The sequence below is a fragment of the Methylocaldum gracile genome (assembly GCF_053646815.1).
Genome location: NZ_CM132196.1, coordinates 1,061,640 through 1,080,884, shown reverse-complemented (window position 1 = coordinate 1,080,884; position 19,245 = coordinate 1,061,640). Strand labels below are relative to the sequence as shown.

Here is a 19,245-nt window from a genome sequence, read left to right as displayed (position 1 = left end):
AGGATTATTGTCCGCTGTCTGGCTCGTCTAAACGCTGCTCGATAGCTTTGAGCGCATCCAGCTTCTCTTGAAGCTCTTTCAGCTCGCTCTCTTGCGTTTTCAGCCGCCGGTGCACTTTCTTTTCTTTCGATACGGTGTGAGAGACCTGACGCTCCGAGTGTTTTCGCCGCTCGATTTCGTTGTCGAGACGGCTCAAAATTTCTTTCTGATAAATCAACAAGGCTTTAAGCCGTTCGTCCTGAAGTTCGGCCAAAGAGGCGTCCACGATCACGGAGGCATTCCTGATGTCGCCACAGGCCTCGGTCGCCGCCTGGGCAAAGAAAAAATGCAGACGTACGCCTAAGCTGCGATCGGCCTGGTAACGCTGCAACAGTTGCTGACATTCGGATAGCCGCTCGGCCGGAGGCAGGCGGGCAATCTCGGCGGCAAAACTGAGGAGATCCTCGAACGCATAGCTGGCGTATTTCTGCTCGGACGCTTTGGGTGCAGTATCAGCACTCTCCTTGCTTCTGAATCCTGCGCAACCCGTGATAGCAAACAGCACGATCAGAGCTGTAGCGCGGGAGGGGAATTTCATGTATCGCTTAATCTAGCCGTAAAGGTATTTGCACCCGAATACGGGCGCCTTTTTTGTTCGGGCGGGGCTCCAAGGCTTCGACCTTGCCATGATGACCGGAAACGCATTCGCTGACAATAGCCAATCCCATGCCCGTCCCCGCGATGCCGTCCTCTCGGGCAGCTTTTCCCTGAAAGAACGGCTCGAAAACGTGTTTACGCTCGTCGGGCTCTATGCCCGGGCCGTCATCTTCTACTTCCAACTCCATATGGCCGCCGTTTTGGCGGAGCGTCACGCAGATCTCGCCGCCGACGGGCGAGTATTTAACTGCATTTGACAGCAGGTTATCAACAACGGTACGCAATTGATCCGGGTTGCCGTCGAGTTCGACCGGCCGCAACTGCTCGGTCAGCTCGATGGATTTGGTGCGCAAGCGAATCTGGTAATCGTCGATCAATTCTGAGACGAGCCTCGCCATATTGACCGTTTCCCGAAGCATGGCTCCCGGACGAGCGTTGACTTGGCTGTAATTGATCAACTCGGCGATCAAGGTATCCAGCTTTTGCGTATTGCTGACCACGATCTGCGCGATCTCTCTTTGCTCGGTATTGAGTTCCCCGACCACTTCGTCCGCCAACAGTTCGGTGCCTTCGTGGATGGTCGCCAACGGAGTCTTGATCTCGTGGGACACATGGCGGATGAATTGCTGTTTCGCCTCCTCGAGACCTCGCAGCCGGCTGCGCAGCCAATCCAGCCGTTCGCCCAGGTATTCCAAATCCTTAGGACCGGTCACCTGGATCGGCCGAATGAAATCGCCGGCCCCGAGCTTGCGTATCGCATGGTCCATCTGGCGCACCGAGCGGATGATGAAAAACGTAACAAACGAAATTAAGACCACCGAAATAGGCAGCAAAACCGACGACTCCTGCAACATCCGGCGCTGAACCGCGGAGGACCTGCTCTCCAGATTGTCGACCTCGGAATCCACGATCCCCGAGAAACCGCGAGCGAGTTCCTTGGCCTTCAGATTGAGCGTCGAAAACATTTCATCTGTCTTTTCCATGCGCGCCTTTCTAGGCCGGTCACGCTGCTCGCGCGTCGCGCCGGAACGGCGGGTGTCGACTTTTTCGGGCTTTGCCGTCGGCTCGATCGCCATGTTCGAAACATGCTGAAAGATGCCTCCCTCTTCTACCGAAAACCGCTGGAGCTGGGCGACCAACGCCGGCTCTTCGGTCAAGCTCAACAAATTGCTGATTACCTCGCCGAGGTCACGGTGAACCGTTTCGAGAGCGACGCGGCTCTCCGCGTCTTCTAAAATCAAGTACCGCTTGGCCTTGCGCTCGAAATCGGTGAGCCTCTCGCGCAACAACTCCTTTTTTTGGCTGATTTGAGCCACCCGATAAGCCGTTTTTTGAGAGGAAACCGCCAATTCCTTGACCGCCGTGACAGCGAACACCAAGGCGAGCACCAAGGGCAGTATCGCCATCGTAAAACCGACAAGAATCAGCTTCCTGAGCGATATCCTTCGCAGAATATTAAAGAAGATCAGCATGGAGTCTTAGCTGGAATTCCGATTGTAGTCGAGTGCGTTTCTTAAGATTTCCGCCAGGATCGGGGCCAAAAACACGACATTCGTGGAGTGAAGAATACTGTCGCTGCTGCCGATCTCGGAAACACCGCTACGTCGCAGCTTATCGACGGCATTCTCGACGAATAACGGGTGCGTCACCAGCACATCGACCTTCTCGGCCCCCAGTGCGCGCAGCTTGGCAACGGCTTCGGTCAAGGTCGTGCCGGTGCTGGCCACGTCGTCAACCAGGACTACGCTTCGCCCCCTCACCTGAAAATCAGTCGTCTCGACCGACACTGCCCTGTCACCGAAACGTTGCTTGAAAGCGACGACAAAAGGAAGCCCGCAGCCTTTCGCGATGGCGCTTACCCATTGTTCCGATTCGGCATCCGGCCCCACCAGCAACGGCTTGTCTGACCGGTTCGCGAGATAACGCGCGAACAGCGGAGCCGCCGGTACGACAATCGGATTTCTCGCCGGAACCGCCTCTTCGAGCCGGCTGATACGGTGCAAATGAGGATCGACGGTCACGACATCATCAAACAAGCCGGCAAGAAACTCCCCGATTATTTTTTGACTGACGATCTCACCCGGTTGAAAGGCACAATCCTGCCGCATATAACATAAATAGGGCGCTATCAAAGACAGTCTTTTGACGCCTTGGTTCCGCAGAGCGCGAGCGACCAGGAGCAGCTCGACCAATTTGTCGTTGGGATCCTGGAGACTGCGAAATACGACGACATGCTCGTCCTTTATCTCCGGCAAGGTCACCTTGCTTTCCCCGTCCGGAAAACGGTGGATGCCGACCTCGCCGTATCGGGCATCCAGAGCCTCCACCACTGCCATGGTCTGAACGCGAGAATCGGAGAATCCTAAAATCATGGTCAAAATTCCACGTAACCTTTAGGTATTTTATCGAACTCGCCCAACTCGTACCCCGTACGCTGACGGACGAAATCGCAAGCGAAATCGTAATTCGACGGAAACTCGGCATGAATCCGGTACAGCGCTTCGCCTTTTTCCACCTTGTCTCCCAGCTTCTTCAGCACGTCGACGCCAGCCCCTTTCGACATCGGCGCTCCGGCCAGTCGCGCGATACGAGCGAGAAAAAAGTTGTCGATATGAGTCACCGACCCCGCGCGTTCGGCGCAGACTTCATACGTTAGCTTGCCCAGCTCGAATTTTTGTTCTTGCACACCTTGTGCCACAACAATACGGTTCATCTTTTCCAAGGCTCGCCCCGACTCCAAAATTTCCCGAGCGATGGCATATCCCTGACCGCCGCGCACATCCGGGTCGAATTCGATAATACGCCCGGCCAATCGCAGGGACTTTTCCCGCAAATCGGTCGGAGCACGCGGGTCGTTCTCCAGCACCTGCATCACGTCGCGCACCTCCAGAACCGGCCCGATACCGTGGCCGACCGGTTGCCGGCCGTCGGTGATCATGACCTCCAAATAAAGTCCCAAGCGGTCGCCGACGTACTCGAAAAGTTTTCGCAATTGCATCGCATCGCGCATGTGCCGAACTTTGGCTGTCGGCCCGACCGGGATATCCAGCAACAGATGCGTCGCGCCGGCCGCGAGCTTCTTGGACAAAATCGAAGCCACCATCTGGCCTTGCGAATCGATGCCCAGCGGGCGCTCAACCGAAATCAGCATGTCGTCCACAGGCGCCAGGCGCGTCGTTCCACCCCAGACCAGGCAGCCTCGCTCGATTCGAACCAACTTGTCCAAGGTCTCCGGCAAGAGATCGACTCGCGCCAAGACCTCCATGGTATCCGCCGTACCGGCCGGCGACGTGATGGCACGGCTCGAGGTTTTCGGAATCAAGGTGCCGTGCGCCGCCACTATGGGCACGACCAGCATGGATGTCCGGTTGCCGGGAATGCCGCCGATGCAATGCTTATCGGCCACCAAAGGCTCGTTCCAGTCGATCCGGCTTCCGGTCGACAGCATGGCCTTGGTCAAAAGAAGCACTTCATCCCGATCCAGTCCGTTTTGTCCGGTCGCCACCAGAAAGGCCGCCATTTCCATTTTCGAATAACGGCGATTCGCGATGTCGCGGGTGATGGAAATGTAATCGTCGTAACTCAGCCGCTCTCCGCCGATCTTGCGCCGAACCGCATCCATGGATGCGGGCGGTTCCGCCTGCGCGACCCGAACGTCGTGCCCCTCCTCCGCGCACAGTTGACTGAAGGCTTGCTCGGAAAGGCCCAGTTCGTCGGGATTGACGATCTGGTCGTCGTCCACCACATTCAGTACGGCTTCGATTCGCTCGTTGTTGCAATAGACCACGATCTTGGCGAGCGCCTGGAAGCCTTCCGCACGGTAAACCGAACACTCCCGGTGGAGATAGGCGACATTTTCCCGATAGGTATCGATGGCGATGCGGCGCAGCTTGAGCCGATAGCTGATGTGATCGTTGCGGAGATCGGATACTTCGGAATCGGATGTTGTTTCGGTCATGGTTCCGCAATCGTTTTCGAAAAAACTCTAATTTTCCTCCAAGAAGGCGGATTGTTTACCACTGACACCGCCGAACCCTTAAAATAACACGTCAGTTGTAATCAGTCGTTTCTCACGTCCATTTGCCGCTATTTCCGACATGCGCGCCGCTTTTTTCTACCCGATAACCTCGATCGCGGCGCTGGTCGCCTTTTGGCAAGCCGCGGCAATCGCCTTTGGAACGCCGCTGTTGCCGTCTCCCTTGGAGGTATCCGAAGTGCTTCTGTCCGAAGTCCGCTCCGGAGCGCTGCCCTACCATCTCGGCGTGACGCTGGCGCGGCTGGCCGTCAGTTTCGTCTTGGCCATGAGTATGGGGACTGCCTTGGGTATCCTGCTGGGCCGGCACGAAAAACTGGATCGTTTTTTCGACAGTTGGCTCGTGTTTTTTCTGAACATTCCGGCTCTGGTGATCATCATCCTGTGTTACGTCTGGTTCGGGCTGGTCGAGAGCGCCGCCATCGCCGCCGTGGTCATCAATAAGCTGCCCAATGTCGTCGTGACCGTGCGGGAAGGCGCACGGACGCTGGACCGAGATCTCCTGGAGATGGCCGAAGCGTATCGGTTCGGCCGGTACAAAACGCTGCGCCACATCGTCTGGCCGCAGTTGTACCCGTTCTTCATCGCCGCCTCGCGGACCGGGCTCGCGCTGATTTGGAAGATCATTCTGGTCGTGGAATTGCTCGGACGCAGCAACGGCATGGGTTTTCAACTGCACCTGTTCTTCCAGATGTTCAACGTCTCCGCCATCCTCGCCTACACCATCGCCTTCGTCGTCGTAATTCAACTGATCGAGATCGGCCTCCTCAAGCCTCTCGATCGCCATGCCCAACGGTGGCGCCGATGACCGCGGTTCAAATCGAGATAGTCAGAAAAACCTATCGGCCCAAAGGAGAAACGGGAGCACCCGCTATACTCCAGGATCTGTCCATCATACTCGGATCCGGCGAATTCGCCTGTCTCGTCGGCCCATCGGGCTGCGGCAAAACTACGCTACTAAATATAGCAGCCGGACTGGACCGGGATTATGAAGGCACGGTCCGAATCGGAACCGAAACCGGAAAACCGCACATCGGTTATGTCTTTCAAAATCCGCGCCTCATTCCGTGGCGGACGGTGCGGGAAAACATCGAGCTGGCCCTTCCCAAAGAGGCCGATCCCGCCTATATCGATCATCTTTTCGACGTAGTCGGACTCGCCAACGCGCAGGATGTATACCCGGAACGGCTCTCGCTGGGCATGAGCCGCCGTGTGGCCCTGGTGCGGGCCTTCGCCGTCAATCCGGATCTCTTGCTCATGGACGAACCGTTCGTATCGCTCGATCCGCCCACGGCCCGTCGTGTCCGCGAATTGGTCGTGGCACTTTGGCAAGAGCGTCCGCACACGGTCCTGTTCGTTACCCACGACTTGCGCGAAGCGATCGAACTGGCGGATCGGCTGATATTCCTGTCGTCGCGTCCGGCTTCGGTGATTGGCGACATTCCGGTAAACATCCCGCGCACCGAGCGAAGCGAGGCCGCGATCGAAACCTTTCGCCAGCGGCTTTACTCGGATTATCCGGTCATTCGGGAGCTGCTTTAACCGTTCTCGTAGATACTGCCCATGGCGGCGCACGTGCCACGCTAGTGCATTTTCCGATGTGGTATAGCGCCTTAGGCTATTGTAGGTCGGGAATCCTTTCCCGACGTTAACGGGTCGGCAAACGGATTAGCTAATGGAAACCGTGCAGCACCGAAATAGCGACTTTTCGAGTAATAGACCAAGAGCTCAAACACTCGGATCAGGTAGAGACCGCCCCCTGGACCGTTTGTCGAAAATCTCCCATCATCTGCGGAAATCAACCGGCTGAAATACATTGGAATGCTGGACGCGTAGGGCGGCAAGCTCCCTGAATTCGGCGTCGCTCTATCCGAGCTTCCCGAAATAGGCTACACGTCATGGTCGGCGGGTCGGGGCTATTTGCGGCGACCGACCGTGGGCGAAGGAATCGATCGCCTGACAGACTCGTACAATGTAAATTTCACATCTAAACGATCGTCGTTCTGCCACGACCGTCATTACCCGGTGCGTTCCTGGCGGAGTAGGACATCGGCAGGGGGACAAAGCCATGAGAAAGCGTTTTTTTCTTCCCGATGCTGCGACGAAGCAGGAGTTCGGATGTCTTCTTTTCGCCTTTGCCCCGGTCGGGGTTTTGCTGACGGCTATCGTAGTATTCGAATTGGGCGGGTTCGGACTGTCGACGATCCCCGGCAAGTTGGCCCATCAGGTTTCAGCGTTCGACCGCAGCATCGTTATGGAATTGTCCGAGCTACGCGCGCGAACGGTGTGGCTGACGGCTGTAATTGTCTATTACGCCATTGCAGTAGCCGTGATGATCGTCAGCATTCATACGATTCGCCTCAACCTGAGTCGTCAATGCTTCAGGTATTTCGCTGCAATCATAGGTCTCCTCGGAATCCTGTCCGTCGCCTACTTCGTTTTCGGTGCTCTCCGCGAAAATGGTGTAACCGCGATTTTTCGACTGACCTACGGCGTACTTGAGGCGTCAGGCTATTTTTCACCCTTGCAGCTCGGAGTTATTCTCGGACTAGTAAGCGTGGTCAATCTGATCGCGACCGTGGTGCCTTTCGCGATCATTCTGGCCGGAAGCAGTTCCATGGCTCCGTTCGAGGAACTGCCTCCGGATGAAGTCCTGCATTTTATCGAAGCGCGTTTTAGCCACCTAAAAAACGCGGTCAATTTGGGTTCTGCGATGCTGTTGATCGGCGTCTTGCATATGCTCGCCTGGCTGCGGTGGCCGGTGGTCTTCTTGGGGCAGGGAAAACTGACCGAGGAATTCGTCAATTGGTCGCTGACTTTGAGCATGTACTGGGGTGCGGTTTTTTCCCTGATGGTCATCGCCTTGTATATCCCCTGCACTTTGGCCTTGTACGCGCGCGCCAAGCGCGAGTTCAATCGAAACTTTCCCACATCCGAACATCAGGAACTGTGGAGTTATCTCCAGACTTTCGGTATATCGCGGGAACCCATGCGTCAATTACCCCAGGTAATCGCTATGTTGGCACCGTTTATCGGCGGCTCCTTAGGTGCTTCATTGGCCAATTTGGGAGGAGTATCCGGGTGACGGAGCACGCAGAATCGACACCGCGCTTATGCTCGGGTTTTTCCGCCAGTCCGGCATGAAATTCGACCGAATAAGGCATCTCTGACGGCCTCGCATGACAAGCGATTTGGTTCAAGCGTTCCCTGCCGAACGTCTCCGGACAACAAAAAACCCGCCAAGCCTTGTGACTCGCGGGTTTTCCGGATTTCACCGAACGCCTTCGGTTTCTATGATTGGCGGAGAGAGAGGGATTCGAACCCTCGATACGGTTTTGCCGTATACACGATTTCCAGTCGTGCGCCTTCGACCACTCGGCCATCTCTCCGAAAACGCGGCATTTTAATTGAAAATCCGGCGGTTGTCAGCCTCCTCGATACTCAACCGACGTTATTCCCGGCCAAAAACATCCAGGTCTCGACCACGGTGTCCGGGTTGAGGGACAAGCTCTCGATGCCTTCGTCCAGCAGCCAGCGAGCGAGGTCGGGATGATCGGACGGCCCCTGTCCGCAGATTCCGATGTACTTGCCATGCTTGCGGCAGGCCTGAATGGCCTGGCGGATGAGCGCCTTGACCGCCGGGTTACGCTCGTCGAAGCCCCCCGCGACCAACCCGGAGTCGCGGTCTATGCCCAGGGTGAGCTGGGTCAGATCGTTGGAACCGATGGAGAAGCCGTCGAAGATTTGCAGGAACTCGTCGGCCAGCAAGGGATTCGAGGGAATTTCGCACATCATGATCCATTTGAGCCCGTTCACCCCGCGCGGCAAGCCGAAGCGCTGGAGCAGCTCGGCGACTCCGCGCGCCTCGTCCAAAGTGCGCACGAAGGGAATCATGACCCAGACGTTCTCCAGCCCCATGTCCTCGCGCACCTTTTTCAAGGCGCGGCATTCCAGCTCGAAGCAGTCACGGAATGAGTCGTCCACATAACGCGAGGCGCCGCGAAAACCGATCATGGGATTTTCTTCGTTCGGCTCGTAGGCTTTACCGCCCAGGAGATTGGCGTACTCGTTGGTCTTGAAGTCCGAGGTCCTGACGATCACCGGCTTGGGCGCGAAAGCGGCGGCGATCATGGCGATGCCTTCCGCCAGCTTGTCGACATAAAAACTCACCGGATCGCGATAACCGGCGATGCGCTCGCGGATCGCCTGCTGCAGCTCGGCCGGCTGGCGCTCGTATTCGAGCAAGGCTTTCGGATGAACACCGATGGTCCGCGCGATGACGAATTCGAGCCGCGCCAGGCCGACGCCGTCGTTCGGCAGCGCGGAAAAGGCAAAAGCGCGCTCCGGGTTGGCCACGTTCATCATGAGCTTGACCGGCAGCTCGGGCATCTCGTCCAAGTTGACCTTGCTGACTTCGTAAGGAAGTTCGCCCTGATAGATGTAACCGGTATCGCCTTCGGCGCAAGAGACGGTGACCATGGTATCGCGCTGGATCTTGCGGGTGGCGTCGCCGCAGCCGACGACCGCGGGAATGCCGAGCTCGCGGGCGATGATCGCCGCGTGGCAGGTCCGCCCGCCGCGATTGGTGACGATGGCGCTGGCTCTTTTCATGATCGGCTCCCAATCGGGATCGGTCATGTCGGTCACCAGCACGTCGCCCGGCTGCACCAGATCCATCTGCGACACGCTGGCGATGACTTTGGCGCACCCCTTGCCGATGCGGTGTCCAACGCTGCGGCCTTCGGCCAGCACCTTGCCCTTCTGCTTGAGCCGATAGCGCTCCATCTCGCGCGTGACGCGGCTTTGCACCGTCTCCGGCCGGGCCTGGAGAATATAGAGGCGGCCGTCGAGTCCGTCCTTGGCCCATTCGATGTCCATGGGCCTCTTGTAATGCTGTTCGATGCGCACCGAGAGCCGCGCCAACTCTTCCGCTTCCTGATCGGTGACGGAAAACCGCTGCCGGTCCTCTTCGCGCGTGTCGACGGTGACCACGGATTTGGCGGGGTCGTAAATCATCTTGACGGCTTTCTTGCCGAGGCTGCGGCGCAGCACTGCCGATTTTCCGGCCGCGAGAGACGGCTTGTAGACGTAGAACTCGTCAGGATCGACCGCGCCCTGCACCACCATTTCGCCGAGGCCATAGCTCGAAGTCACGAAAACGGCATCGCGGAAACCCGATTCGGTATCCAGGGTGAAAATCACGCCGCTCGCGGCGAGATCGCTGCGCACCATCCGCTGCACGCCGGCGGACAATAATACCTTGCGGTGCTCGAAGCCTTGGTGCACGCGATAGGCGATGGCCCGGTCGTTGAAAAGCGAGGCAAAAACCTGCTTGACCGCCCGGAGCACGCCGTCCAGGCCTTGCACGTTGAGGTAGGTTTCCTGCTGCCCGGCGAACGACGCCGTCGGAAGATCTTCCGCCGTGGCAGAGGAGCGCACGGCCACGGAAAACTCCTTCGGGGACTCGCCGGCCAGTTGGCGGTAAGCTTCCGTGATGGCTTTTTCCAGTTCGGGGGTAAAAGGTGTGTTCATGATCCACTGGCGGATGGTGTCGCCCGCGCGCGCCAGCGCCGTGACGTTATCAACGTCGAGCCGGTCCAGTTCCGCCCAGATGCGTCGGTCGAGGCCGTTCTGAGCGAGAAAATCCCGATACGCTTCGGCCGTGGTGGCGAAACCGTCGGGTACCGTGACGCCCGCCTCGGAAAGCCGGCTGATCATTTCGCCGAGCGAGGCATTCTTGCCGCCTACGCGCCCCACATCGTCCATTCCCAAAGCATCGAACCAAACCACGTATTCGTTCATCGGACACCCCGTAATAGTTGCCGAGAGCTTGCGATGCGCCGCGGCCCTTTCACAAGCTTCCTGCGTTCGAATTCAGTATTCTATGGGAATCCACCCGGCATGGTAAGAAAAGCATGAAACGCACCGTCTTCTTCGTATCCGATCACACGGCCATCACCGCCGAGACCTTCGGACGGAGTCTCTTGAGCCAGTTCGAGACCGTCACGTTCGAACGCGTCACCCAGCCTTTCGTCGATTGCGAAGCCAAGGCGATAGACACGTGCCGGCGCATCGCCGACGCATTTGCCCGGGACGGACAAGCGCCGCTGGTGTTCAGTACGCTGACCGACGATCATCTTCGTCAAATATTGGAACGCAGCGAAGCCGTGGTATTCGATCTTTTCGAAGCCTTTCTCGATCGCATGGAAACGGCGCTCGGACAGCCGTCCGCCCAAGCGATCGGACGGGCCCACGGCTTGGGCAATGCGGCTCTGGGCCGGGGGCGCGTGGAAGCTCTGAGATTTGCCATCGATTGCGACGATGGCATCGGCGTCGACGCTTACGACAAAGCCGACATCATTCTCGTCGGGGTTTCACGCTCGGGAAAAACCCCGGCCAGCCTGTTTCTCGCCCTGCACTACGGCATCAAGGCCGCCAACTATCCCTTGACCGAGGAGGACCTGAATCTTTCCGGGCTGCCATCCAATCTACGGAAGCACCGCGAGCGGCTGTTCGGTCTGACCATGAATCCGGAACGCCTACATCAGCTCAGAGAAGAACGAAGACCCGGAAGCCGCTACGCCTCTCTCGAACAATGTCGAAATGAAATCCGCGCTGCGGACGGGCTGTTCCAAGCAGCGGGAATTCCTTACTTAGATACTTCGACCATGTCGGTGGAAGAAATCGCCGCCAACATACTTCACCGTGCTGGTCTGCAACGAATGCGGTGGTAAACGGGGCCAGGTCGCGGACTTACCTCCGGCACCATAGCCTCGGATCGGCGCGGCCGTATCGTTGATTATTACCCCGGCCTATAAACATAGGCCGGGGTAATCCGGGGCAGGGTTTCCTTAGCGCGGCGACAAGCCGCGCGAGCCCAAGCCTAAGCGTGTACCGGCCTGGGCGGCGGCCCGTAAATACCGGGAGGGTATTTACGGGCCTGATTAATAAACTGATCAGACCGAGTAACCATTCCGTGGCGGAAGCCGCAGTAAGCTATTTGGCTGCAAAGGAGGGCGAGAAACGATAACGGCACGGCACGATAACAGCTGCCGAACCCTCAACGCCCCAACTGCAAAGTATTCTGCTCGTCGACAGACCGCTCCGAATGCTGTACCGCCTGAGGAGCCTTCGGCTTCAAGGTCAGCTTGGCGATCCCGGTCCACGACGCCATGAACAGCAGCAAGCCCACCGAGGTGGCTATCAGACGATCCGGTTGCTTCATCCAGAATAGAATCCATTTCGGTTTAATCAGCCCGACGATAAAAATCAATATCGAGAGGGCCACTAGGCTCTTGAAAAAAATCAGCATAAAACTCTCCAACGATGTTTCGGTATGGCACCGGAATTTCCGGAAAAAATCTAGGGAAAACGGGCTTTTGACAGCATATGCGGGCAAAGCGTTCGGATTAAACAACAATTCATTCGATGAAACTAGACGACGGGATACGGCGCAGGACAACGACCGCCGCCGAGGCGCGCGCCGAAATCGGGCGGCCGCCTCCCTCCCAGATCCATCAATGGCGTTGCGCACGGTCGTCGGCAAATGATTGTCGACCTACGACTTATTCCGGCCTACATTTTCCTCGGCCGGGAACGGCTTTCCAGCCCGCTCTGCCGTACCGTGGCGGAAAGTTCATAAAATGAATGCGCTGTGGAACGAAGCACCCTTCGACGGGGCTCAGGACAGGCATCGATCGCGAACGATGGACTTCGCACACTCAGCCCATCCTATAAGTTCTACATTTCGGGCGTACGAGGCGGCTTCCCGATCCATACCACTACGCCGTGGTGAAAAGCGCGCCGGCGGGGACCCCGCTTTCGTCCCCTCTCATCACGCACTGCGATCCGGCGATCTTCGAACCAAAGCTTCGCCGTCGAAGGTGATTCCAGGCCATCCGCACTGCATGAAGGTTCTGATGTTCTTGTGGCTTTCGCCGTTCGGGTTCGACAGCACTTCGACGTAATGCTCGCCGAACAGCGCCAGAGTCTCTTTCTCGGATAACCCGTGCAGCCGGCCGAAATAGAAAATCTTGCAGGAACCTTCGTTGCTCCCCGGTTCGTTGACCACCCGGTTATCAGCCAGACCGTTGGTAAAGCGGGTTGGCCGATAATCGTAATATTGCCCGATGACGTCGATGCTTTCTTTGAAGGCGACCGGCTGGCATTGCTTGATTTTGGCGATGAATGCTTCTAACGATGTAATCATGTCGGTGATAAAGAAAACGAACCTTATTGGATCACGTATGGAGGACCGTCACGTAGAGACCGCAGACGGTCGCAAATTCAGAGCTTAACGGGCGAGCATCGGCTCCAGCTTGTCCCAAACCTGGCGAAACAGGATCGCCTGAGCCTCGCGATTGGGATGCAGGCCGTCCGCCTGCATCAAATGGTCTTGACCGCCGACGCCTTCCAGAAGAAACGGCACGAACGCCGTATCGTGGGTCTCGGTGACCCGGTGGAAGACATTCCGAAAAAGGTCGGCGTAACGCTTGCCATAGTTCGGCGGTATCTTCATGCCGAGCAGCAATACCTCGGCACCGGCGGCCTTGGAGCGGACGGTCATTTCGCTCAGGTTGGCTTCCAGCTGCTTGGGCGAAAGCCCGCGCAAACCGTCGTTGGCGCCGAGTTCGAGTATCACCACGGTCGGCCGGTGCCGACGAAGAAGCTCGTCGATCCGGGCAAGGCCGCCGGCGCTCGTCTCGCCGGAAATACTGGCGTTCACGACCTCGGCGCCAAGCGGCCGCGCCGCCTCCTGCAACATAGCCACCCAGCCGTGGTCTATCTTTTCCAAACCATACCCGGCACTGATACTATCGCCGAGAACAAGAACGGTTTTTGCCTGACACAATCCCGGCAACACGAGGAAAATGAAGGATAACAACAGTTTTCGCATGACACAGGAGCAGATCGGTGCGTTGGAGGATATCGACGCGGAATTCGTCATTCGAACGGAGAATCTCGGCAAACACGTCACAACGGCGGACGGTCGGCTAGATATATTGACAGCAGTCGACCTCTCGATCAAACCGAGAGAAACCTTGGCCATCGTCGGCGCTTCGGGATCGGGCAAATCGACCTTGCTCGGCCTTCTGGCCGGCCTCGATCTACCTTCTTCGGGCCGCATCTGGCTCGCGGGATCCTGCCTCACCGATATGGACGAAGACGGCCGGGCGCGGCTCCGCAGCGAGTATGTCGGTTTCGTATTCCAGTCGTTCCAGCTTCTTCCCAATCTGACCGCACTGGAGAACGTCATGCTCCCCATGGAACTGGCCGGTGCCGGCGACGAGGCCCGGCTCCGCAGCCTTGCTATGCTCGAACGGGTCGGCCTGAGCCACCGGTTCAAGCATTATCCGCGGCAGCTCTCGGGGGGCGAACAGCAGCGCGTCGCGCTGGCGCGGGCTTTCGTCACCGAACCGAAAATTCTGTTCGCAGACGAGCCTACCGGCAATCTGGACAGCAATACCGGCCGGACCGTTATCGAATTGCTGTTCGAGCTGAACCGCGAGAAAGGCACCACGCTGGTTCTGGTCACCCACGACGAAACCCTGGCTTCCCGCTGCGAACGCTTGATCCGCCTGGATAGCGGCCGCATCGTGGGATATTCGGCGGAGAGTTGACCTACCGCAGCGTATTCCGGCGTATTTGTGCCGCCGACCATGCGGCGCGATACGGGAGTACTCTATCAGCCCATGGTAGGGTGGGTTAGGTGCGCCCCGACAACCTGTACTTACTGTTCGTAACGAAAGTCAAACCACATCGTCACCCCGGCATGGAAGGGGCCGACTAAAGGCCCGTTTGCGATTGGGACTGCCGGGGTCCAGGTTACAAGGACGTAGAGGGCAGGCCATCCTTGGCCTCTGGATTCCGGCACTCCCTGCCGGAATGACGGGTAATACTGGCATTGTTTTCTTTACTCACTGTAACTCACCGATTCAGGCGCGCACCGTAACCCACCGAAGCGAACGGCAAGGACACGGGGCGTTGTTTTGGCGGGTTACGGCGCACGCAGAACGCGGTGTTCAACATCCAGCCTATGCCGGAGTGCGCCTAATCCGCCCTACGAAATCTGTCGACAAAGGATTGTTGACCTACGGCTGCCTGCTGCCGAGCAAATCCAGCAAGACATCGATGTCCACCGGCTTGACCAGATGGTGGTCGAAGCCGGCTTCGCGCGAGCGCTGCCGGTCCTCTTCCTGGCCATAGCCGGAGATCGCGATCAAGCGCGTTCCCGTGAGCCGTGGATCTTCCCGCATGCGCCGAGCCACTTCATACCCGTCCATCTGCGGCATACCGATATCCAGCAGCACGACATCGGGCGCTCGCTCCCTGCCCCGGTCGAGCGCCTCTTTGCCGTCGTAGGCGACCTGAACCTGATACCCATACGCCTCGAGCAGGGTCGACAAGGAATCGGCCGATGACACATTGTCGTCGACCACCAGGACATATTGATCGGCCGCGGACAAACCTGAATCTTGGACCTTCTCGCTGTGTTTCCGGCTGGACGAATGCGTTTTCATCCACGGCAAGCGGACCGTGAATTCGCTGCCCTGACCGGGGCCTTGGCTGGCCACCTCCACCCGGCCGTGATGGAGCTCCACCAGTTTCTTGACCAGCGACAGACCGATTCCCAAGCCGCCGCGTGAACGGGCCAGCGAGCGGTCTTCCTGGGTGAACGGCTCGAAAATCCGGGGCAAGAGTTCGGTGGAAATGCCGGTGCCGTTGTCGCGAACCCGCACCACGGCATCGTCGGCTTCGGTGTCGAGGACGACCTCGATCTCGCCTTCCACCTCGGTGAATTTGGCGGCGTTGTGAATCAGATTGCCGACGATCTGGACGCAACGCGTGCTATCGCCCTGCACCCAAACTGGCTCGGGCGGAACACGCACGTTCAGGCGATGCCGGCGATCCTCGAGCAGGGCCCGATTGGCTTCGACCGCTTGGGACACGACGGTCCTCAGATCGATTGTCGCCTGGTCCAATACGATCTTTCCCTGCGTGACCCGCGCCACGTCCAGCAGGTCGTCCAGAAGGTGGGCGAGATGCGCGGTCTGATCTTTGATCACCCGGCAGGCCCAGTCATACAGGTGCTGATGGCCCGAAGGCTTGCGTCGCATCAACTCGGTCGCATTGACGATGGCCGCCAGGGGATTGCGCAGTTCGTGCGCCAGCATGGCCATGAACTCGTCCTTGTGCCGGTCCGCATCGGCCAGTTCTTGCATGCGTTGCCGCAACTCGGCTTCCAGCCGCTTCCGTTCGGCGACCTCGGCCTCCAGTTGCCGATTCTCTTGCAGAGCGGCCGACCGTTCCGAAACATTCTGTTCGAGCTGCCGGCGCGACTGATCCAAGGCCGTTCGCACCAGCAAGCGTTCGCTGATGTCGGTCAGCACCGTGCGGTAAAACACATAGTGTCGGCTATCCCGCATCGATGAGGTATGCATTTCCACCGGAAGATGCCAACCGCCCTTTCCGACTAGACGGAGCTCCGTGGTGAGGCTCCGCCGCTCGCATCGACTTTGCGAAAGGTGATTCGAAAACTTTTTTTGATCTGCCTTGGCGATAAAGCGAACGAACGGAAGCCCGATTAGGGCCGGGCGCTCCCGTGCCAGCATGCCGGCGGCGGTCAGATTGATCTCCTTGATCACGCCGTGTTCATCCAAGGTCAAATAACCCGCCGGAGCGAAATCGAAAAGGTTTGCGTAGTGGTCGCGGGACTCTTCCAGCGCCTCCAGCGCCTCCTTCAGCTTCCGGTTTTCGGCTTCCAATTCCAGCGCGCGGACTTGAAACTCGTGTAGCGATTGACGCTCCTGCTGCGGAGTTTGCTCATCGACGTCCGTAGGTGCGGCCGGTTCAAGCTTATTGTCGAGCTCGGCTTCGGCATTCTCTCTCAGCGTGGTCTTGTCCGTATTGTTCGACATCGTGTCGTCTCCCCAGCATGCGCTTAAACTCCCCGAACCAGGCCTTGTCAACGAACCGGTACGTAGGATTAAAACTGTAACACAGGGACAACGAACGGGCGTGTCAAATCCACTGCGTTATCCCGTCGCGCAGCGGGAAAAGGTGTTATTCCCGGCCTGCCGATGCTGAAAAGACATACCCCGACTTTCACGGATTTACAAATACCGCCAAGCTGGCTATGGTGCTCGAGAATTGTACGCAAACGATGGGCAAGCCAGAGATCGCCATGGAGAACGTCGCCAGCGGATCGATGCCTTTCATAGTCAATGATTGCGCCCTATTGGCTATCGCGACCGGTAAACGGGCACAGAACCTTAAGGAACTGCGCGATCAGCTATTGGCTATTCATCCCGGGAGCATTTATTTTCACTTCTGGGGCAATCTGCTCCATCCCCGCTTCGACGAGCCCGAATACAGCAACGACTTCGCCGCCTGGTCCAGGCATGCTTTGCACGACAAGGTGCTCGCCGAGCGCCTGAGTGTCGTCGATCCCAACAGCTATGACACGCTCGACGAATTGCGCCAGGAGCTGATCGAGATCATCGAGCAGCGGCTGGATGAACGCGAGGTTCTGGCATGGGCGCAACCGGATCAGCAGTTCGAGTTTATTCGCGCGCTCACCGTCGTTTTTCGCACCGATCTCCAGTTTTTCACCCCGGAGAAGCTTGCCGCCCGGATCGGACAAATGTCGGTAAGCAGCATTTTCTATCACTTCATCGACGCCAAGCGGCGCAACGAGAACCGGCTGGATGACTTTCGGAACTGGCTGGAGTCTTTCGACGGACGCTATGAAAGCCTCTGTCAATGTCTGGCCAAGATCGATCCCTACTTTACCTCGCTGACCAGTCTCCGCGAAGAATTGGCGCGCGTGTTCTCCGGTTGCCTGTGCGAGGTGGGCCGTGGCTAATCTGTTGGAATCGTACGCCGAGGTCGTCGGTCAGGATGTCATCGATCAGCTGCATCAGCTCGCGGGAACGCTGCGGGACAAACGCGTGGTCCACGTCAACTCGACCCGGCTCGGCGGCGGCGTCGCGGAGATTCTGGAAAAACACGTGCCGCTGATGCGGGAGCTCGGAATCGAAACCCACTGGGAAGTGATCACCGGCAATGCGGTGTTTTATCAATGCACCAAGAGTTTTCACAATGGTCTCCAGGGCAAAATGGTGAACATGCCCAACGACTGGCTGCGGAACTTCGAAGAGACCAACGCCTTTAACGCCGAACAGCTGCGCCCGATTCTAAGCGATGCCGACATCGTTTTCATTCACGATCCGCAGCCCGCTCCGCTGCTGAGATATATTCCCGAGCGCAAGGGCAAATGGATCTGGCGCTGCCATATCGATATCAATCGGCCGAACCGCGTAATCTGGCGTTATCTCCGCGGCTTCGTCGCCGGGTTTGACGCCAGCGTTTTCTCGCTCGCCGCGTTCGTGCAGCCCCTGCCCCACTCGCAATACCTGATTCCGCCCAGCATCGATCCCTTGAGCGACAAGAATGTCGATCTGCCGGACGACGAGATCGACAGCGTCTGCGAGCGCTTCGGTATCGACCGGACGCGCCCCATCATCGTTCAGGTCTCTCGCTTCGACCAGTTCAAGGACCCGGTAGGCGTAATTGAAGCATACCGAATCGCCAAGCATTTCCTGCGGGACATTCAGCTGGTTCTGGCCGGAGGTTCCGCTACCGACGATCCCGAAGGAGACGCCGTTTTGGCCGAAGCGCGGCAGGCGGCGAACGGCGACTCCGATGTACATGTCCTGCTCCTTCCGCCCGACGCCCACCGCACCATCAATGCATTGCAGCGGGCTGCCGATCTGGTGGTGCAGAAATCGCTTCGCGAGGGCTTCGGCCTGACGGTCACCGAAGCCTTATGGAAGGGCAAACCGGTCATCGGCGGAGATACCGGCGGTATTCGGCTCCAGGTGATCGACCATCACACCGGCTTTTTGGTCAATACCCCGGAAGGCGCGGCCCTGCGCATCCGCTACCTGCTCCACGACCGGCACAAAATCGAGGAAATGGGCAATAAAGCGCGGGAGTTCGTACGCGAAAACTTCCTGATCACCCGCCACCTTCGGGAATACCTGACCCTGATGGTGAGCGTGCTGCACGCCGCGGGAGAACGCATCGAGCTGGCGGGGGCGATTCGAGTTAGAGGGCAGTAATCGGTGGTGTTGGCCGGGAACGCAGAGCCCGGTTGAAGGACACAGCGTTCCCGGCGGCTGAGTTCGCTGTAGCAACCGATTCGATGGTAAGGAGTCGCTGACGCGACGGTTGTTTTGAATGTGGGTTTCACTCGGCCTATCCTTAGGCCTCGCCCTATCGGGCGGCGAAGCCGTGCAAACCGGCTGTCCTGCCGGTTTGTCGGACCCACAGCCGAGGTCCTTTTCGTTGCTTGTCCAAAGAAAAGGACCCAAAAGAAAGGACACCCGGATGGCGCGCTGATCCTGCGCGTCGACGCCTTGAGCCGGGGGCAACAAAAGGCACTTCCATGTGCCTTTGTTGCCGCGCGGCATCGTGCCGCGCCCCTTCGGGCGGTTCCGGCTCAAGGCGTCGATGCTCGGGCGCACCATACGGGGCAAAAAACGCCCACAGTCAATTTTTAAATTACTCTAACT

General features: G+C 58.2%; 16 protein-coding genes and 1 tRNA gene. 7 read left to right on the top strand and 10 right to left on the bottom strand.

All coding sequences use genetic code 11. The annotated features are described in order from the left end of the window. Positions 1-4: 4 nt before the first annotated feature. From ACWJJK_RS04805 to ACWJJK_RS04790, 4 genes are read right to left on the bottom strand one after another with little or no spacing between them, the layout of a single operon-like run. Positions 5-577, bottom strand: a complete 573-nt coding sequence (locus ACWJJK_RS04805; protein WP_077729321.1) for a hypothetical protein — start codon at positions 575-577, stop codon at positions 5-7. 7 nt (positions 578-584) lie between these two features. Next, on the bottom strand, positions 585-2,108 hold the full coding sequence (locus ACWJJK_RS04800) for an ATP-binding protein (protein WP_086133114.1): 1,524 nt from the start codon (positions 2,106-2,108) through the stop codon (positions 585-587). 6 nt (positions 2,109-2,114) lie between these two features. Beyond that, on the bottom strand, positions 2,115-3,008 hold the full coding sequence (locus ACWJJK_RS04795) for a ribose-phosphate diphosphokinase (RefSeq protein ID WP_156880650.1): 894 nt from the start codon (positions 3,006-3,008) through the stop codon (positions 2,115-2,117). A gap of 2 nt (positions 3,009-3,010) precedes the next feature. Further along, on the bottom strand, positions 3,011-4,594 hold the full coding sequence (locus tag ACWJJK_RS04790) for a thymidine phosphorylase family protein (RefSeq protein WP_086133112.1): 1,584 nt from the start codon (positions 4,592-4,594) through the stop codon (positions 3,011-3,013). A gap of 139 nt (positions 4,595-4,733) precedes the next feature. On the opposite strand from ACWJJK_RS04790, the gene ACWJJK_RS04785 reads away from it, so the two are divergent. The 3 genes from ACWJJK_RS04785 to ACWJJK_RS04775 all read left to right on the top strand — a co-directional run bounded on the left by ACWJJK_RS04785 (position 4,734) and on the right by ACWJJK_RS04775 (position 7,754). Next, the gene (locus tag ACWJJK_RS04785; RefSeq protein WP_077729313.1) at positions 4,734-5,477 is read left to right on the top strand and encodes an ABC transporter permease; all 744 of its coding nucleotides are present in this window, start codon (positions 4,734-4,736) and stop codon (positions 5,475-5,477) included. Continuing rightward, entirely contained in the window at positions 5,474-6,211 is a 738-nt protein-coding gene (locus ACWJJK_RS04780) for an ABC transporter ATP-binding protein (protein WP_086133111.1), read from the top strand. Before ACWJJK_RS04785 ends, ACWJJK_RS04780 begins: the two co-directional genes overlap by 4 nt. Before the next feature lie 526 nt (positions 6,212-6,737). Beyond that, positions 6,738-7,754, top strand: a complete 1,017-nt coding sequence (locus ACWJJK_RS04775) for a hypothetical protein (RefSeq protein ID WP_086133110.1) — start codon at positions 6,738-6,740, stop codon at positions 7,752-7,754. 213 nt (positions 7,755-7,967) lie between these two features. Here the strand turns inward: ACWJJK_RS04775 and ACWJJK_RS04770 are convergent. Then, positions 7,968-8,058: transfer RNA gene (locus tag ACWJJK_RS04770), tRNA-Ser, on the bottom strand. A gap of 52 nt (positions 8,059-8,110) precedes the next feature. Further along, positions 8,111-10,471, bottom strand: a complete 2,361-nt coding sequence (gene ppsA / locus ACWJJK_RS04765; RefSeq protein ID WP_156880649.1) for a phosphoenolpyruvate synthase — start codon at positions 10,469-10,471, stop codon at positions 8,111-8,113. A gap of 113 nt (positions 10,472-10,584) precedes the next feature. Between ppsA and ppsR the strand changes: the two genes are divergently transcribed. Beyond that, positions 10,585-11,403 carry a posphoenolpyruvate synthetase regulatory kinase/phosphorylase PpsR gene (gene ppsR, locus ACWJJK_RS04760; RefSeq protein WP_077729308.1) on the top strand — a complete coding sequence of 273 codons (819 nt, stop codon included), beginning with the start codon at positions 10,585-10,587 and terminating at the stop codon, positions 11,401-11,403. A 326-nt stretch (positions 11,404-11,729) separates the two neighbouring features. On the opposite strand, the gene ACWJJK_RS04755 is transcribed toward ppsR, so the two are convergent. The 3 genes from ACWJJK_RS04755 to ACWJJK_RS04745 all read right to left on the bottom strand — a co-directional run bounded on the left by ACWJJK_RS04755 (position 11,730) and on the right by ACWJJK_RS04745 (position 13,565). Beyond that, on the bottom strand, positions 11,730-11,981 hold the full coding sequence (locus tag ACWJJK_RS04755; RefSeq protein WP_077729306.1) for a hypothetical protein: 252 nt from the start codon (positions 11,979-11,981) through the stop codon (positions 11,730-11,732). Between the two features lie 522 nt (positions 11,982-12,503). After that, on the bottom strand, positions 12,504-12,878 hold the full coding sequence (locus ACWJJK_RS04750) for a HopJ type III effector protein (protein WP_077729305.1): 375 nt from the start codon (positions 12,876-12,878) through the stop codon (positions 12,504-12,506). Positions 12,879-12,962: 84 nt separating this feature from the next. Next, a complete protein-coding gene (locus tag ACWJJK_RS04745) occupies positions 12,963-13,565 on the bottom strand; it encodes an arylesterase (RefSeq protein ID WP_086133107.1) in 603 nt (200 codons plus the stop codon). Here ACWJJK_RS04745 and ACWJJK_RS04740 point away from each other — a divergent pair. After that, positions 13,564-14,289, top strand: a complete 726-nt coding sequence (locus ACWJJK_RS04740) for an ABC transporter ATP-binding protein (RefSeq protein ID WP_077729303.1) — start codon at positions 13,564-13,566, stop codon at positions 14,287-14,289. The genes ACWJJK_RS04745 and ACWJJK_RS04740 overlap by 2 nt on opposite strands. Before the next feature lie 471 nt (positions 14,290-14,760). Here ACWJJK_RS04740 and ACWJJK_RS04735 read toward each other — a convergent pair whose 3' ends face one another. Then, the gene (locus ACWJJK_RS04735; RefSeq protein WP_454128703.1) at positions 14,761-16,587 is read right to left on the bottom strand and encodes an ATP-binding protein; all 1,827 of its coding nucleotides are present in this window, start codon (positions 16,585-16,587) and stop codon (positions 14,761-14,763) included. Positions 16,588-16,832: 245 nt separating this feature from the next. Between ACWJJK_RS04735 and ACWJJK_RS04730 the strand changes: the two genes are divergently transcribed. Beyond that, positions 16,833-17,534: a DUF5752 family protein gene (locus ACWJJK_RS04730; RefSeq protein ID WP_240502441.1), complete on the top strand. Its 702-nt coding sequence runs from the start codon at positions 16,833-16,835 to the stop codon at positions 17,532-17,534. Then, a complete protein-coding gene (locus ACWJJK_RS04725) occupies positions 17,527-18,792 on the top strand; it encodes a glycosyltransferase (RefSeq protein WP_454128702.1) in 1,266 nt (421 codons plus the stop codon). The genes ACWJJK_RS04730 and ACWJJK_RS04725 overlap by 8 nt, the downstream gene beginning before the upstream one ends. Positions 18,793-19,245 lie beyond the last annotated feature (453 nt).

Excerpts from the sequence above, each read along its gene's own strand:
- ACWJJK_RS04805 (WP_077729321.1), bottom strand. The coding sequence starts at position 577 with ATGAAATTCCCCTCCCGCGCTACAGCTCTGATCGTGCTGTTTGCTATC.
- ACWJJK_RS04800 (WP_086133114.1), bottom strand. The coding sequence starts at position 2,108 with ATGCTGATCTTCTTTAATATTCTGCGAAGGATATCGCTCAGGAAGCTG.
- ACWJJK_RS04795 (WP_156880650.1), bottom strand. The coding sequence starts at position 3,008 with ATGATTTTAGGATTCTCCGATTCTCGCGTTCAGACCATGGCAGTGGTG.
- ACWJJK_RS04790 (WP_086133112.1), bottom strand. The coding sequence starts at position 4,594 with ATGACCGAAACAACATCCGATTCCGAAGTATCCGATCTCCGCAACGAT.
- ACWJJK_RS04785 (WP_077729313.1), top strand. The coding sequence starts at position 4,734 with ATGCGCGCCGCTTTTTTCTACCCGATAACCTCGATCGCGGCGCTGGTC.
- ACWJJK_RS04780 (WP_086133111.1), top strand. The coding sequence starts at position 5,474 with ATGACCGCGGTTCAAATCGAGATAGTCAGAAAAACCTATCGGCCCAAA.
- ACWJJK_RS04775 (WP_086133110.1), top strand. The coding sequence starts at position 6,738 with ATGAGAAAGCGTTTTTTTCTTCCCGATGCTGCGACGAAGCAGGAGTTC.
- ppsA (WP_156880649.1), bottom strand. The coding sequence starts at position 10,471 with ATGAACGAATACGTGGTTTGGTTCGATGCTTTGGGAATGGACGATGTG.
- ppsR (WP_077729308.1), top strand. The coding sequence starts at position 10,585 with ATGAAACGCACCGTCTTCTTCGTATCCGATCACACGGCCATCACCGCC.
- ACWJJK_RS04755 (WP_077729306.1), bottom strand. The coding sequence starts at position 11,981 with ATGCTGATTTTTTTCAAGAGCCTAGTGGCCCTCTCGATATTGATTTTT.
- ACWJJK_RS04750 (WP_077729305.1), bottom strand. The coding sequence starts at position 12,878 with ATGATTACATCGTTAGAAGCATTCATCGCCAAAATCAAGCAATGCCAG.
- ACWJJK_RS04740 (WP_077729303.1), top strand. The coding sequence starts at position 13,564 with ATGACACAGGAGCAGATCGGTGCGTTGGAGGATATCGACGCGGAATTC.
- ACWJJK_RS04745 (WP_086133107.1), bottom strand. The coding sequence starts at position 13,565 with ATGCGAAAACTGTTGTTATCCTTCATTTTCCTCGTGTTGCCGGGATTG.
- ACWJJK_RS04735 (WP_454128703.1), bottom strand. The coding sequence starts at position 16,587 with ATGTCGAACAATACGGACAAGACCACGCTGAGAGAGAATGCCGAAGCC.
- ACWJJK_RS04730 (WP_240502441.1), top strand. The coding sequence starts at position 16,833 with ATGGGCAAGCCAGAGATCGCCATGGAGAACGTCGCCAGCGGATCGATG.